Source organism: Streptomyces sp. NPDC005492, from assembly GCF_040605995.1.
Taxonomy (GTDB): domain Bacteria; phylum Actinomycetota; class Actinomycetes; order Streptomycetales; family Streptomycetaceae; genus Streptomyces.
In genome coordinates, this window is the sequence record NZ_JBEXDX010000006.1 from 90,846 (window position 1) to 105,474 (window position 14,629).

Below are 14,629 nucleotides of genomic sequence, written 5' to 3' on the forward strand. Positions count from 1 at the left end.
GTCCGGGAGGCTGTCATGCCGCGCACACCCAACACCCAGCTCACGCTCCTCCTGGAGGCAGCCGGCTGGAGCCCTGCCCCGTTCACCGCCGCGCTCAGGGATGTCGCCGCGGAGCAGGGGCTGACGCTGAACGTGCACCTCACCACGGTGCGGCGCTGGCTGGAGGGCGCCCAACCCAGACCCCCGCTTCCCGCCCTGATCCTGGAATGCCTCTCCCGACGCCTGGGCAGGTGCCTCACGGCTCACGAGGCCGGCCTCACCCGAGCCCCGGCCCAGCTCGTGGACCCCGCCTGGGAGGCCGACCCCCTGCGCAAACTCCTCCACCTCACCCACGCCGAACTCGACCCGCACCGCCGCGCCCTGCTCGGCGCGGGCGTCCTCACCGCCACCGCGCTCGCCCTGCCGCCCCACGGCGAGGGCCCGGCCGCATCCGGCGGACAGAAGTACCCGGGCCGTCGCACCGTTGCCGACGACGTGGGCCAGTTACAGGCCATGGCCCAGGTGTTCGCCACCTCGGCCGACCAGCACGGCGGCCGGCACGTGCGCGCCGGCCTGGCCGCCTATCTCGCTCACGAGGTCATCCCCCTCCTGCACCGCCCGCCCCCTACCCGAGTGCACCAGGGCCTACGGTCCGCCACCGCCCGGCTCGCCCTCCTGCTCGGTTCGATGTGCGCCGACAGCGGCCACCACGCCCCGGCCCGGCACTACCACCAGATCGCCGCCCGTCTCGCCGCCGATGCCGACGATCCCACCATTCTCGCGATCGCGCTGCGCACCATCGCCACCCACGCACACGGCCTCGGCGATCACACCCCCGCCGTGCTGAACCTCGCCGAACGCGCCGACCAGTACGCCCGCCACGCCCCGCCCGCTGTCCGCGCCTACACCCACATCCAGCTTGCCGTCCTGAACGCCCACCACAACCGGCACGCCGCCATGGCCGCGCTTGCCCGCGCCGAACGCCTCCACGCCCAGGCCGACGCCGAACCGGGCCCCTTCAGCAGCTACCCGGCCGGCGCCCTGCACTTCCAACGCGCGCAGGTACTTGCCACCCTCAGGGAGCCCACCAACGCCCTCACCGCGTTAACCACCTCGCTGCGCCTACGCACCGAGACCGAGCGCCTGCCCGCCGCGCTCACCCGCGCCCGCCTGGCCGAAACCCACCTACGGCTCGGCCACCTTGAACCCGCCCTCGCCCACTGGGCAGCCTTCCTCGACGCCTATCCCACCCTGCACTCCGCCCGCGCCGGCCAGCGCGTGACCGCGGCGGTCCAGTACCTGCGCCCCCACCAGCGCCGGGCCGACGTCGCCGACCTCCTCGAGCGCATCACACAGGTGGTCGGCCCGCTCCGGTGATCGGGGCCGTCCGGCCGCACGGCACAGTCAGCGGCACAACCCGAAGCAGCCCGCACGCCCATGAACGTCCGAGCCCGTGACCTTCACTCCCACAAGGTCGATACTTTCCACAGAGGCCCTATCACCGACCCACGCGCGCGATTACCACGACCGCCAAGATCCATATCTGACGAAACCTACTCCGACCGCCGAATACCCAGGTCAGAGAGACGTCTGCCAGCCCTGCCAGGAGGCACCCCTTGAAGATGTTGATCAATGTCGCGGAGACCGTGGTCACGGACGCACTGCGAGGTATGGCGGCCGCCCACCCCGAGTTGACCGTGGACGTCGAGAACCGGGTGATCGTACGGCGGGACGCCCCCGTGGCCGGGCAGGTGGCGCTTGTTTCCGGTGGGGGGTCGGGGCATGAGCCGTTGCACGGTGGGTTTGTCGGGCCGGGGATGTTGTCGGCGGCCTGTCCTGGGGAGGTGTTCACGTCGCCGGTGCCCGATCAGATGGTGCGGGCCGCGGCCGCCGTGGACAGCGGGGCCGGAGTGCTGTTCATCGTGAAGAACTACACCGGCGACGTGCTCAACTTCGACATGGCGGCGGAACTGGCCGAGGACGAGGGCATCCAGACGGCCAAGGTGCTCGTCAATGACGATGTCGCCGTCACCGACAGCCTCTACACCGCGGGGCGGCGCGGGACAGGTGCCACCCTTTTCGTGGAGAAGATCGCCGGTGCCGCCGCGGCCGAGGGGCAGCCGTTGGACCGGGTGGCGGCCGTCGCCCGGCAGGTCAACGAGAACTCGCGCAGCTTCGGCGTCGCGACCAGCGCCTGCACCACTCCCGCCAAGGGCAGCCCGACCTTCGATCTGCCGCCGGGCGAGCTGGAGTTGGGCGTCGGTATCCACGGCGAGCCGGGCCGGGAGCGGCGGCCGATGATGACCTCCGGTGAGATCGCCGACTTCGCCGTCCACGCGATCCTGGAGGACATGCCGCCGCGCAACCCGGTCCTGGTCCTGGTGAACGGCATGGGCGCGACCCCCCTCCTTGAGCTGTACGGCTTCAACGCCGAGGTGCAGCGTGTCCTCGCCGAGCGCGGGGTCGCCGTCGCCCGCACACTGGTCGGCAACTACGTGACGTCCCTCGACATGGCGGGGGCCTCGGTCACCCTGTGCCAGATCGACGAGGAGTTGCTACGACTGTGGGACGCGCCGGTGAGGACGCCGGGACTGCGCTGGGGCGTGTGACACACCGGCGCGATCGGTCAACTCACCCACCACGCAAGGAGATCCAGTGCTCGACGCCGACTTCTTCCGCCGTTGGATGACGGCGACCGCCGCCTCCGTCGCCCGCGAGGCGGACCGGCTCACCGACCTCGACTCACCCATCGGCGACGCCGACCACGGCGCGAACCTGCAACGCGGGTTCACCGCCGTGGCGGCCGCCCTGGAGAAAGAGGCGCCGAACACTCCGGGCGCCGTCCTCACACTCGCCGGACGACAGCTCATCTCCACGGTCGGCGGCGCGTCGGGGCCGCTCTACGGCACGCTGCTGCGCCGAACCGGCAAGGCACTCGGGGACGCCGCCGAGGTGAGTGAGGCGGAGTTCGCCGAGGCGCTGCGCGTGGGAGTCGACGCGGTCATGACCCTCGGCGGCGCCGCACCCGGCGACAAGACCATGATCGACGCCCTCGTCCCGGCGGTCGACGCGCTCCCGGACGGTTTCGCCGCGGCGCGGGCCGCCGCCGAGGAGGGCGCCGTGGCCACCACGCCCTTGCAGGCCCGCAAGGGGCGGGCGAGCTATCTCGGGGAGCGGAGCATCGGGCACCAGGATCCGGGCGCCACGTCCTCCTCGTTGCTGATCGCCGCGCTCCACGAAGCAGCGGAGGCCCACGGTGAGTGACCAGACGCTCGTCGGGATCGTGCTGGTGTCGCACAGCGCTCAAGTCGCCGCCTCGGTCGCCGAGTTGGCGCGCGGCCTCGCGGGCGCCGGCACGGCGGTGCCGCTCGCTCCGGCCGGAGGCACCGAGAGCGGCGGGCTCGGCACCAGTGCCGAACTCATCGCCGCGGCGGCCGCGTCCGTCGACCGCGGCGCCGGAGTCGCCGTCCTCACCGACCTGGGCAGCGCCGTACTCACTGTGAAAGCCCTCCTCGCCGAAGGCGACGAACTCCCGGCCGGCACCCGCCTGTTGGACGCCCCGTTCGTCGAGGGCGCGGTGGCCGCGGTCGTCACGGCGTCGACGGGGGCGGACCTGGACGCGGTGGAGGCGGCGGCCACGGAGGCGTACACCTATCGGAAGGTGTGAGACGCGCACACGGGTGGCTGTGACGCGGTATGTATCTGGCACGTAGCGAAAGACACACACGTGCGCCGGACGCAGCAACCCGGCCGCCGCTGGCACGGCGCCTACAGCGGCGGCGGCAGACCAACGGCTCCCAGCGGTGCGCATATGGCCGGAGCCACGCCTGACCGGCTCCGGCACAGCGCGTACGAGGGAAGCCAGCGCGCGCAGCGGAAGCCTGAGCCCGCCTCCCTCCGGCACAGCGCGTACAGCAGAAACGCAGCCCCGCTCCGGCACGGACCGCAGCCCGACCACCCCACAACTCAGCGCGCACGGCGTAAGCCGTCGCCAAAGTCGGTCGCCTCCGCCAGAGCACACCCAGCCGAACACGCTCGCCCCGGCGCCCCACATGGCCCGCCCACTGAGTCGGCTGGATGGAACCCGCCCCACCCCTGCCTACGAAATCCCCTCCGCCGCAATGGCCAGCGCCGACCGCATCGTCTCCGCCACCTCGGCCTCCCCCGTCGTCTCCCGCGTAACCGCATCCGTCGCCCCGTCCGCCCCCACCCCACTCGCACGCCAAGCGAACCGCTCCACCGCCGCACGCAGCGCAGCGTTCAGCATCGCCGCCTGGATCATGGGGCGCAGGTCGTCGGCGGGCAGGCCGGCTCGGGTGGCCAGGGCTCGGGCGAACGCCGGTTCCGCCTCGTCGTAGGTCTGGAGCCAGATCGCGCGCAGGCCCGGTTCCGTGCGGGTGAGGCGTACGAGGGCGGTGCCGGTGGCGCCGTCAGGGCCCGTGGCGGTAAGGAGGCCGGGGGTGAAGAGTTCCTCCAGGGGGCGGCCGGGCTGCCACTCCCGCAGCCGGGCGGCGATGACGTCGATTCCGGCCGAGAACAGGGGGCGTACGCAGCTCTCCTTGCTCGGGAAGTAGCGCCACACGGTGCGTGCGGAGACGCCGACCGCCTGGCCGATCTGCTCACCGGTGGTCGCCGCCACGCCCTGGGAGACGAACAGTTCCACCGCGGCGCGGGCGATCTCGAGTCGGATCTCGGCCTTGCGCGCCTCGGTGAGAGGTGGTCGTCCGGTGCGTCCGCTGGGTGCGGTCATCAGTTCCCCTCCGGCTGCCGTCGTGACCTCCCGGGATTCTCCACCATGGCCCACCTACCAATTTATGTCACTCGCAGACATTAAGTCGTAGGGTGAGGGCACAACGGGGCGCGAAGCCCTGCGCGACCAATGCGCACGACGAACTCGCACAATGAACTTGCACGACGAACAGGAGCACCTCATGGCCAGTGGACTCGACGGACGCAGCGTCATCGTCACCGGAGCGGGTTCGGGCATCGGGCGGGCCGCCGCTCTGGCCTTCGCGGCGGAAGGTGCGAAGGTCGTGGTGGCCGACCTCAATGCCGACGGTGCCCAGACGGTCGTCAAGGAGATCGAAGAGGCTGGCGGCACCGCCATCGCGGTCACGGGTGACCTGAGCGAGCAGGCGGTCGTCGACGAGGTGACCGCGACCGCCGTGGAGCGCTTCGGCGGAGTGGACGTGCTGGTGAACAACGCCGGGATCATGGACCGCATGTCGGCGCTCGCGGACGTGGACGACGCGGAGTGGGAGCGGGTCATCCGGGTCAATCTGACCGCTCCCTTCCTGCTCGCCCGGGCCGTGCTGCCGCACATGCTGGCGGCGGGCCGGGGCGCGATCGTGAACACCGCCTCCGAGGCGGGCTTCCGCGGCAGCGCGGCGGGTGCCGCCTACACGGCTTCCAAGCACGGGGTGGTGGGCCTGACCAAGTCCCTCGCCGTGATGTACCGCAAGCAGGGCATCCGTGCGAACGCCATCGCTCCGGGCGGCACGCTGACCGGCATCGTCGTGGAGGCCGACCCGGCCGCCCTCGGTCCGGCGGCGCTCGGCCCGCACTTCGTGAACCTGGGCCGCGTGGCGCAGCCCGAGGAGCAGGCCGCCGCGATCGTGTTCCTCGCCTCGGACGCGGCGAGGAACATCAACGGCGCGATCCTGCCGGTCGACGACGGCTGGTCGGCGGTCTGACGCCCGCGCCCGGAGGGCTCGGCGGGCGCGGCCCTACGGCACCGGCCGCCCGACCCCGCCCCGCACGAACAGCCGCGCCAGCCGCTGCCCCGTCGCCACGGCGGCCGCGTGGTCCTCGATGGGCTTGACCCGGGCGTCCTTGAACACGATGTAGGTGACTCCGGTGTCCGTGCCCCCGCCGCGCGGATCGGCACGGATACCGAGGCCCTTGGCCGTCGCGTACGACGCCTCGCCGATGATGTCGTGCGGACCGACGTCTCCTACGACGGCGTACTGCACCCGGTCCCGGTAGACGACGGCGGCGACCGAGCCACCGTCGATGCGGTGGTCCCGGTAGTTCCAGAGGGCGCTCGCGGCCGGAACCACGATGTAGGGGAGCCGCTCGGCGTTCAGATAGCGGCCGTCGGACTGCTGGTAGGCCGTCATGGACGAGAAGAGCGGGTCGGTGCGCGCGTTGCAGAGGGTGCCGGCCTGTCCGTCACAGTCGATGTCCAGGTCGGCCTTCCAGTAGACGGCTTCCTTGGTGCCGCAGACCGGGATCGTCGCGGGTTCCCCGTCGTCACTGCGGTACCGGCCTCGCGAGACGGGAGCGCAGTCGCGCACCCTGGCCAGCAGGTCGGCCGCCGCGACATCCCCCTCGCGCAGCGCCACCGTCCCCGCCTGGGGACGGACGAACGCGACGGGTGCGGCGGGAAGCACGATCGGGGCGATCAGAGCGGCGCCGGCCGCGGCCAGCGTCAGCGACTGGACACGCACGATGGGGACCCTCTCCTGGGGATCTGACGGACACTCAGCCCACCCTGGTACCGGTCCGCTCACGCGGCCACCGCTGAGGGGCCGGACGGTGCACACCCGGAACGACAGCGCCCACCCGGAACTCCCGACAGAGACCGAATCCCTGAGCCCGCATCACTTCCGACGGGGGCCGGGCGCCCGAGCCCGTGTCGGCTCCGGCCGCCCGGCCGCCCGCGCCGGCGCGGGCTCAGCGACGACAGCGGTCCGCGCCACCGGCATGAACTACCCACTCTCAGGGGTGAGTTCAGCCGTGAGGGCTTCAGCATACGTAACCCTCGTGAGCGGACGGCACCGACGCCCCTCTTGATACGGCCGCCCCACTCGCGCCATATTGGTCCGGACCTTTTCCGTCGTGTGATGCCCGTGCAATGCCGGGGAGGCAGAATCGTGCGACGCGTCGGCGCCCTCGCTCCCGCTCGCACCGTTCTGGTCTGCGCCGCCCTCCTGCTGCTCACCTCCTGCGGCACCGGCGACGACGGAGACGGCCGCGCGCCCGGCGCCCCGGCCGGGGTCACCGCGGCGGCGGGGAGCGCAACCAGCGTGCACGTCATGTGGGACGCGGTGACGGCGGACCCACGCGTCGGCTCGTACGAGATATATCGGGGCACCACGAAGGTGAAGGAAGTGCCGGGTTCCGAGCACATGGTGGATGTCACCAGGCTCCGGCCCGCAACCATGTATGCCTTCACCGTGCGGGCCCGGGACACCGACGGCCGCCTGGGGCCGCGCAGTCGTGAGGTCAGGGCCCGGACACCCGTCGCCGTCGCGGCTGACCACTCGGCGCCCACCCGCCCGCGCGCGCCGCAGGGCCGGGCCATCGGCAGCCGGGCGGTCCAGTTGTCCTGGGGCGCCTCGACGGACGACCGCAGCGTGGTGTCGTACGACATCTACCAGGGCGGGACGAAGATCCACAGTGTGGGCGGCGCACAGACGGCCACCGTGGTCATGGGGCTGCGGCCCAGTACGCGCTACTCGTTCATCGTGCGGGCGCGGGACGCCGCCGACAACCTCTCGCCGGCGAGCACGGCGGTCCCGCTGACCACCGCGCCGGGCAGCGACGACGGACAGGGCACCGCGCCCACGGACTTCCGCGCGGCCACTCACCGGGGCGGCGACGGGGCGTACTACATCGACCTGTCCTGGGTGCCGCCGCGCACGGACGGGGTGGTCACGGAGTACCAGATCCACCTCGACGGACAGGCGGCCACCTCACTGGTCTGGGGCGGGAGCGCGCCGCGCGACCGGGCGACGTACAGCTTCTACGCGGGCGGGAAGGCCGGGGTCAGCCATCGGGTACGGCTCAGAGCACGGCTGCCGGACGGCACCTGGGGCGGATTCTCGGCGGAGCGGACCGTGACGACGGGCGGGACCGCGACTCGGCAGCCATAGGCAATCCCTAGGGGGAGCGTCATGATCCATCGGGATTCCCATGACGGTGCGCCGCTCGATCTCTCGCTCCTCCGCACGTTTCTCGGCGCGTGCGCCGGGCCGGTTCGTTCACCGCGGCGGGGCGGCTGCTCGGGTTGTCGCAGCCGACGGTGACGACTCAAATCCGTTCGCTGGAGGAGCAGTTGGGACGGGAGCTGTTCGAGCGGCGCTCGCGCGGTGTCGTGCCGACCTCGGTGGCGGACCAGTTGACCGCGCAGGTCGCGGCCCCCTTGGACGCGCTGGCCGCGGTGGTGGCGGGCCCGGCCGAGCTGCGGTGCACCCGGGTGCTGCCCGCGCTGGCACCGCTGACCGAGGAGGGCGTACGGCTGCGGGTCGGCCCGGGGGGACGGACGACCTCCTCGACGGGCTGCGGGCCGGCCGCTTCGACCTGGTGATCGCCACCGCTCGGCCGCGCGGGCGGACGCTGACCTGGGAGCCGTTGGCGGACGAGGAGTTCGCGCTGGTCGCCTCGCCCGCGTGGGTGGAGCGCATCGGGAGCCGGCGGGTCGCGGCCCATGGCCTGTCTGACCATTCCCGTCGTCGCCCGGAGGGCGGCCGCGCGGCGCCGCGAGGCAGACGGGAATGGTCAGACAGGCCCTAGGGGCCCGCCGCCCTGCACGGGGTGCCCCTGGTGTCGTACGCGGAGGATCTGCCGATCGCCCGGCGCTACTGGCGGCACGTCTTCGGTAGCCGGCTCGGCGGACAGGCCGCGAACACCGTGCCCGATCTACGCGGGGTGCTGGCGGCGGTCGTGGCCGGTGCCGGGATCACCGTGCTCCCCCGCTATCTGTGCCTGGACGAACTGGCGTCCGGCGCGCTGGTGCCGCTGCTGGTGCCCGAGGACCCGCCGATCAACACCACATATCTCACCCGGCGTCCCGGCGCGCCGGACAACCCGCACGTCACGCTCGTACGGGAGCGGCTGCTGCGGGCGGCGCCGACCTGGTGAGTCCGGCCCGCGACCCCGCCGGCGCGTCGCCCCTGAGCCGGACGAAGGAATCCGTCACCTGCCCGGTCGCCGTCCGCATGCGGGACGGGCCGGTGGCGCGTTGGCTTCCTTGGAGGCAGCACGGCCGTTTCCCGACCCCGGCGGCGCAAGGATGTTCCGCCAACCGTGCCGCCGGAGGGCAGTCCCATGCGCACTTGTCAGCTACTCCTCCGCTCCGGCCTGACCGTGACGGTGGCCGCCGCTCTGCCGCTCGCCCTGACCGCCGTCCCCGCCGACGCGGCCTCGGGGATCTCCGTGACCACCACGGGGACCACGGTCTCGGTCACGACCAGTGCGTGCTCCCAGAACCGCACCACCGGCGTCTGGGGCACCGGCTCGCTGCTCACCAGCAGTCAGGCGAGCTTCGCCGAGGGCCGGAAGGCGACCCTGTCGGGGACGACCGTCAGCCAGTCCACCGCCTGGACCAGCGTCACTCCTGGCACCTACACCGTCATCGTCATGTGCCAGAACTCCACCTCACCCGCGGGCACCCAGACCGTGATCGTCTCCGCCTCCGCGACCCCCAGACCATCCGCGACACCCAGAGCCACCGCCACCGCCACGGCCTCGCCCTCGCGCGGTGTCATGGGCGGACTCGGCGGAGCCACCAAGGACTACGGCCCGCTCACCCTGGGGATCGGCGGTGCTCTGGTGGGTGCCGGTGCCATCGCGGCGGCCTGGTTCCTGCGCCGCCGCTCGAAGCCGTACCGCCTCTGACCGTGCACACCTCTGAGGGGCCGCCCGTGATCGGGCGGCCCCTCACACATGTCCTACGGCAACTCGGCGAACTCCTCGATCGCGTGCGTGAGCCACTGCGTCCAGAAGGTCTCCAGGTCGATGCCCGCGCGCAGCACGAGATGCCGGAGCCGGTCCTGGGGGCTGTCCCGGTCGGGCGGGAAGTCGCGCTTCTCGATCTCCTCGTACTCGGCCAACTGCCGCTGATGCAGGTCGAGATGACGGCGCAGGTCGGCCTCGACGCCGTCGGTGCCGACTACCGCGGCCGCACGCAGCCGCAGCAGCATCGTGTCGCGCAGCGGCTTAGGGTCCTGGGCGGAGGCCGTCCAGCGGGCCAGTTCGGCTCGGCCCGCGGGGAGGACCTCGTAGCTCTTCTTCTGGCCGCGGGCCGGCTGCTCGGACGCGAGGGCCCGGATCTGGCCCTCGGCCTCCAGTTTTCCCAGCTCGCGATAGATCTGCTGGTGCGTCGCAGACCAGAAGTAACCGATCGACCGGTCGAAGCGCCGGGTCAGTTCCAGACCCGAGGACGGCTTCTCCAGAAGGGCGGTGAGGATCGCGTGCGGGAGTGACATGGAGTCATCCTAGGGACGGCCGTCAGAGGGCGGCCGCGACCTCGGTGCCCTGCTTGATCGCCCGTTTGGCGTCCAGTTCGGCGGCCACGTCGGCACCGCCGATCAGGTGCACGCTACGCCCGGCGGCGGTCAACTCGTCGTACAGGTCGCGGCGCGGGTCCTGGCCTGTACACAGGACGACCGTGTCGACCTCCAGGACGGTGCTCGCGCCGTCGACGGTGACGTGCAGTCCGGCGTCGTCGATCAGGTCGTACTGGACGCCCGGGACCATGGTGACGCCCCGGTGCTTGAGTTCGGTGCGGTGGATCCAGCCGGTGGTCTTGCCGAGTCCGGCGCCGACCTTGGTCGCCTTCCGCTGGAGGAGGTGGACGCTGCGGGGCGTGGCGGGGCGCTCGGGTGCGGCGAGGCCGCCGGGGGCCGCGTAGTCCATGTCGACGCCCCAGGCGCGGAAGTACGCCGCCGGGTCCTCGCTCGCCTTGTCGCCGCCGTCGGTGAGGAACTCGGCGACGTCGAAGCCGATGCCGCCCGCGCCGAGGATCGCGACGCGGTCGCCGACGGGGACGCGGTCGCGCAGGACGTCGAGGTAGCCGACGACGCTGGGGTGGTCGACGCCGGGGATGTCGGGGGTGCGCGGGGTGACGCCGGTGGCGACGACCACCTCGTCGTAGTCGCCCAAGTCGCCTGCCGTCACAGGGGTGTTGAGGCGTACGTCCACCTCGTGCTCGGCGAGCCGGGTGCGGAAGTAGCGCAGCGTCTCGTCGAACTCCTGCTTGCCGGGGACCTGTCGGGCGACATTGAGCTGTCCGCCGATCTCGGCGGCCGCGTCATACAGGGTGACCTGGTGGCCGCGTTCGGCCGCGCTCACCGCGCAGGCGAGTCCGGCCGGGCCCGCGCCGACGACCGCAACGCGTTTGGTCAACCGCGTGGGGGCGAGGACGAGTTCGGTCTCGTGGCAGGCGCGCGGGTTGACCAGGCAGGAGGTGATCTTGCCGCTGAAGGTGTGGTCGAGGCAGGCCTGGTTGCAGCCGATGCAGGTGTTGATGGCGTCGGAGCGGTCGGCCGCGGCCTTGGCGACGAAGTCGGGGTCGGCGAGCATCGGGCGGGCCATCGAGACCATGTCGGCGTGCCCGTCGGCGAGCAACTGCTCCGCCAGTTCGGGGGTGTTGATGCGGTTGGTGGTGACGAGCGGGACCGAGACCGCGCCCATCAGTTTCTTGGTGACCCAGGTGTACGCCCCGCGCGGCACCGAGGTCGCGATGGTCGGGATGCGGGCCTCGTGCCAGCCGATGCCGGTGTTGATGATGGTCGCCCCGGCGGCCTCAACTGCCTTGGCGAGACTGATGACTTCCCCGAGGGTGGAGCCGCCCGGGACGAGGTCCAGCATCGACAGCCGGTAGACGATGATGAAGTCCTCGCCGACCGCCTCGCGCACCCGGCGCACGATCTCGACGGGGAAGCGCATCCGGTTCTCGTAGGAGCCGCCCCAGCGGTCGTCGCGGTGGTTGGTCTGCGCGGCGATGAACTCGTTGATGAGGTAGCCCTCGGAGCCCATGATCTCGACCCCGTCGTACCCGGCCTGCCGGGCGAGGCGGGCCGCGCGGGCGTAGTCCTCGATGGTCTGCTCGACCTCGGCGTCGGTGAGCGCGCGCGGCGGGAAGGGGCTGATCGGCGCCTGGAGGGGGCTCGGCGCGACCAGGTCCCGGTGGTACGCATAGCGGCCGAAGTGCAGGATCTGCATCGCGATCCGGCCGCCCTCGCGGTGCACGGCGGCGGTGATGGCGGTGTGCTGCGCGGCCTCGGCGTCGGTGGTCAGCTTGGCGCCGCCCTCGTAGGGCCGGCCGGCCTCGTTCGGTGCGATGCCTCCGGTGACGATCAGGCCGACACCGCCACGCGCGCGTGCCGCGTAGAACTCCGCCATGCGCTCGAAACCGCGCTCGGCCTCTTCCAGGCCCACGTGCATGGAGCCCATGAGGACGCGGTTGGGCAGCGTGGTGAAGCCCAGGTCGAGCGGGTTCAGCAGGTGCGGGTAACGGCTCATGGGCCCCTCCGTGCGCGGTGTCGTGCCTCTGTTGTAGAGGACGGGACACGGTTTATGCAACTAGTTGCACAATCGAGGGTGAACCCGCGGACCCGGGATTCACAGGGATCCATTACCTGTTCTTTATCGCCGGCCCCGGAGAATCACAGGTAGGCGTGCCGGTGGGATGCCGGGCGCGGAGCCTAGGGAGCGAGCCGTGACGCACGATCCTGAACACGAAGTCGGCGACAACTCCGCGATACCGCCGATGCCCGACCACGCACCCGAGATGGAGGTGCTCACGGGCCCCGGCGGCGCGGAGCGCGATCACGGTCTCGACCGGCTGTGGCGGCAGCGGTCCAGGCGCTCCCGGGCGGTGATCGCCGCGGCCACCGTGGGTGTGCTGGCGCTCGGCGGGACCGTCGCCTATGCGGCCACCTCGGGGAGTTCGGGCGGCGACGCCGTGCCCGCTGCCGCCGCGTCCCCGTCCGGATCGCCCTCACCCGGTGGTCCCGGCGGCCGGCACGGGGGCGGTATGTGGTTCGGGTTCGGTGTCGGCGGCAAGGCCGTGCACGGCGAGGCCACGGTGAAGGACAACGCCACCGGCAAGTGGGTCGTACGGATCTGGCAGCGCGGCACGGTCACGAAGGTGGACGGCGACCAGGTCACCGTCAGGAGCGACGACGGCACCTCGTGGACCTGGACCGTGGGCTCCGGCGCCACCGCCCAGGACTCCGCCGCCCTCAAGAAGGGCGACACCGCCTCCCTGATCGGCACCCGCTCCGACAGCGGCACCCGGACCGCCGACCGGGCCTTCACGGGCACCTTCGACCGCAAGGACCCGGGCGACCGGCCGAGCGGGTTCCCGGGCGGCGGCCACGGCCCCTGGGACCGCGGCCCGAGCCCTTCACCCAGCCCGTCCGGCAGCGGTGCTACGACCTGACCGGCCCGTCCGTCCTGACACCGATCACGACGTTCGCGTACGACTCCTCGTCCTCGGCCACACGTGTCCGGAGCCCGGCGCTGGTAAACGCCTCGACGGCTGAGGGCAGTTGACGCTCGCTCGTCTCGACGAGGAGGCAGCCACCGGGGGCCAGCCAGTCGGGCGCCCCGGTGGCGACGCGCCGGAGTATGTCGAGGCCGTCCGTGCCACCGTCGAGGGCGACCAGTGGTTCGTGCTCGCGGGCCTCGGCCGGCAGCAGCGGGACCTCGTCGGTGGGGACGTAGGGCACATTGGCCGCGAGGATGTCGACGCGGCCGCGCAACTCGCCCGGCAGCGCGGCGAACAGGTCGCCCGTGTGGACGTGCCCGCCGAAGGCGGCGACATTGCGGCGGGCGCAGTGCGTGGCGGCGGGGTCGATGTCGGCGGCGTGCAGTTCGACCCGGCCGAGGGCGGCGGCCAGGGCGGCGCCGACCGCGCCGGAACCGCAGCACAGGTCCACGACGACGGCGGCGTCCGGGGCGTGCGCGAGGGCCTGTTCGACGAGGAACTCGGTACGGCGCCGGGGCACGAACACACCGGGTTCCACGGCGATGCGCAGTCCGCGGAACTCGGCCCAGCCGACGACGAGTTCGAGGGGAAGTCCGTCCACCCGGCGGTCCACCATGGCGGCGAGTTCGTCCGGGGTGCGGGCGGCGGAGAGGATCAGTCGCGCCTCGTCCTCGGCGAAGACACAGCCCGCGGCGCGGAGCGCGGCGACGACGGAGGTGGGGGAATGAGGGGGCATGAAAGCCGAGAGCCTTTCGGGAGCTTGCCGAAGGGTGCTCTCGCGGTCACCTGCTACCGGTGATCCGAGCTGTCCTGAGGTGAGAGCACCCGGCCTGACACAGCGGTAATGGGTCTCACCTCCCAGGTGTGAGGGGCCGGGACCGTCCGCGACCGATGGGAAACAGTACCCGAATCCCGGGCCGCGAGAGGCCGTCCCCCTCCATCGAGTTGTACTGTGCAACCAGGAGACCGAGGGAGGTTCCGGTGCGAGCGGACCGGGCCGTGGAGACCATCCAGCACGAGATGACGACCTTCGCCCGCCGCGCCCGCGCCTCGGCGGGGCGCCTGCACCCCGAGCTGTCCCTGGTGTCGTACACCCTGCTCGGACATCTGGAGGAGCGCGACGGCTGCCGGGCCACCGACCTCGCCGCGCACTACGCCCTCGACAAGTCCACGGTCAGCCGTCAGGTCGCCGCCCTGCTGCGCGCCGGTCTCGTCGAGCGCCGCCTCGATCCCGAGGACCACCGCGTCCAGGTGCTGCACCTCACCGACGCCGGCCGGCGGATCCTCGCCCAGGTCACCGAGAACCGCCAGGCCGCCTTCCGGGAGCGGCTGGCGGGCTGGCCGGAGGAGGACCTGGCGCGGTTCGCCGGTTACCTGGAGCGCTATAACGCGTGGTCGGGCGAGGACCCTGCCGAAGAGGGCTGAAGGGGG

General features: G+C 72.2%; 14 protein-coding genes and 1 pseudogene. 10 read left to right on the forward strand and 5 right to left on the reverse strand.

From position 1 onward, the window contains the following. Positions 1–15 precede the first annotated feature (15 nt). The 4 genes from ABZT04_RS10895 (at position 16) to ABZT04_RS10910 (ending at position 3,646) form a co-directional block, all read left to right on the forward strand. A complete protein-coding gene (locus tag ABZT04_RS10895) occupies positions 16–1,356 on the forward strand; it encodes a hypothetical protein (protein WP_356055300.1) in 1,341 nt (446 codons plus the stop codon). Between the two features lie 239 nt (positions 1,357–1,595). Continuing rightward, the gene (gene dhaK, locus ABZT04_RS10900) at positions 1,596–2,588 is read left to right on the forward strand and encodes a dihydroxyacetone kinase subunit DhaK (protein WP_356055302.1); all 993 of its coding nucleotides are present in this window, start codon (positions 1,596–1,598) and stop codon (positions 2,586–2,588) included. Positions 2,589–2,634: 46 nt separating this feature from the next. After that, positions 2,635–3,243 carry a dihydroxyacetone kinase subunit DhaL gene (dhaL, locus tag ABZT04_RS10905; RefSeq protein WP_356055304.1) on the forward strand — a complete coding sequence of 203 codons (609 nt, stop codon included), beginning with the start codon at positions 2,635–2,637 and terminating at the stop codon, positions 3,241–3,243. Then, positions 3,236–3,646, forward strand: coding sequence for a PTS fructose transporter subunit IIA (locus ABZT04_RS10910; RefSeq protein WP_356055306.1), 411 nt, complete (start codon positions 3,236–3,238; stop codon positions 3,644–3,646). The genes dhaL and ABZT04_RS10910 overlap by 8 nt, the downstream gene beginning before the upstream one ends. A 432-nt stretch (positions 3,647–4,078) precedes the next feature. Here ABZT04_RS10910 and ABZT04_RS10915 read toward each other — a convergent pair whose 3' ends face one another. After that, complete coding sequence (locus ABZT04_RS10915) at positions 4,079–4,729, reverse strand: helix-turn-helix domain-containing protein (protein ID WP_356055308.1); 651 nt, start codon at positions 4,727–4,729, stop codon at positions 4,079–4,081. 181 nt (positions 4,730–4,910) lie between these two features. Between ABZT04_RS10915 and ABZT04_RS10920 the strand changes: the two genes are divergently transcribed. After that, positions 4,911–5,672, forward strand: a complete 762-nt coding sequence (locus tag ABZT04_RS10920) for a glucose 1-dehydrogenase (protein WP_356055310.1) — start codon at positions 4,911–4,913, stop codon at positions 5,670–5,672. Positions 5,673–5,705: 33 nt separating this feature from the next. On the opposite strand, the gene ABZT04_RS10925 is transcribed toward ABZT04_RS10920, so the two are convergent. Further along, positions 5,706–6,428, reverse strand: coding sequence for a glycoside hydrolase family 75 protein (locus tag ABZT04_RS10925; protein ID WP_356055312.1), 723 nt, complete (start codon positions 6,426–6,428; stop codon positions 5,706–5,708). A 426-nt stretch (positions 6,429–6,854) separates the two neighbouring features. Between ABZT04_RS10925 and ABZT04_RS10930 the strand changes: the two genes are divergently transcribed. From ABZT04_RS10930 to ABZT04_RS10940, 3 genes and pseudogenes are all read left to right on the forward strand, one after another. Next, positions 6,855–7,856, forward strand: a complete 1,002-nt coding sequence (locus ABZT04_RS10930; protein ID WP_356055315.1) for a fibronectin type III domain-containing protein — start codon at positions 6,855–6,857, stop codon at positions 7,854–7,856. Positions 7,857–7,877: 21 nt separating this feature from the next. After that, positions 7,878–8,844: pseudogene (locus ABZT04_RS10935) on the forward strand (LysR family transcriptional regulator). Between the two features lie 186 nt (positions 8,845–9,030). Then, complete coding sequence (locus tag ABZT04_RS10940) at positions 9,031–9,600, forward strand: hypothetical protein (RefSeq protein WP_356055317.1); 570 nt, start codon at positions 9,031–9,033, stop codon at positions 9,598–9,600. Between the two features lie 53 nt (positions 9,601–9,653). On the opposite strand, the gene ABZT04_RS10945 is transcribed toward ABZT04_RS10940, so the two are convergent. Continuing rightward, entirely contained in the window at positions 9,654–10,190 is a 537-nt protein-coding gene (locus tag ABZT04_RS10945; protein WP_356055319.1) for a PadR family transcriptional regulator, read from the reverse strand. A gap of 22 nt (positions 10,191–10,212) precedes the next feature. After that, the gene (locus ABZT04_RS10950; protein WP_356055321.1) at positions 10,213–12,228 is read right to left on the reverse strand and encodes an NADPH-dependent 2,4-dienoyl-CoA reductase; all 2,016 of its coding nucleotides are present in this window, start codon (positions 12,226–12,228) and stop codon (positions 10,213–10,215) included. 196 nt (positions 12,229–12,424) lie between these two features. Between ABZT04_RS10950 and ABZT04_RS10955 the strand changes: the two genes are divergently transcribed. Then, complete coding sequence (locus tag ABZT04_RS10955) at positions 12,425–13,150, forward strand: hypothetical protein (protein WP_356055323.1); 726 nt, start codon at positions 12,425–12,427, stop codon at positions 13,148–13,150. Here ABZT04_RS10955 and ABZT04_RS10960 read toward each other — a convergent pair. Continuing rightward, positions 13,140–13,934, reverse strand: coding sequence for a putative protein N(5)-glutamine methyltransferase (locus tag ABZT04_RS10960; protein WP_356055325.1), 795 nt, complete (start codon positions 13,932–13,934; stop codon positions 13,140–13,142). The genes ABZT04_RS10955 and ABZT04_RS10960 overlap by 11 nt on opposite strands. Positions 13,935–14,179: 245 nt before the next feature. Between ABZT04_RS10960 and ABZT04_RS10965 the strand changes: the two genes are divergently transcribed. Continuing rightward, positions 14,180–14,623 carry a MarR family winged helix-turn-helix transcriptional regulator gene (locus tag ABZT04_RS10965; protein WP_356055327.1) on the forward strand — a complete coding sequence of 148 codons (444 nt, stop codon included), beginning with the start codon at positions 14,180–14,182 and terminating at the stop codon, positions 14,621–14,623. The last annotated feature ends 6 nt before the right edge of the window (positions 14,624–14,629 follow it).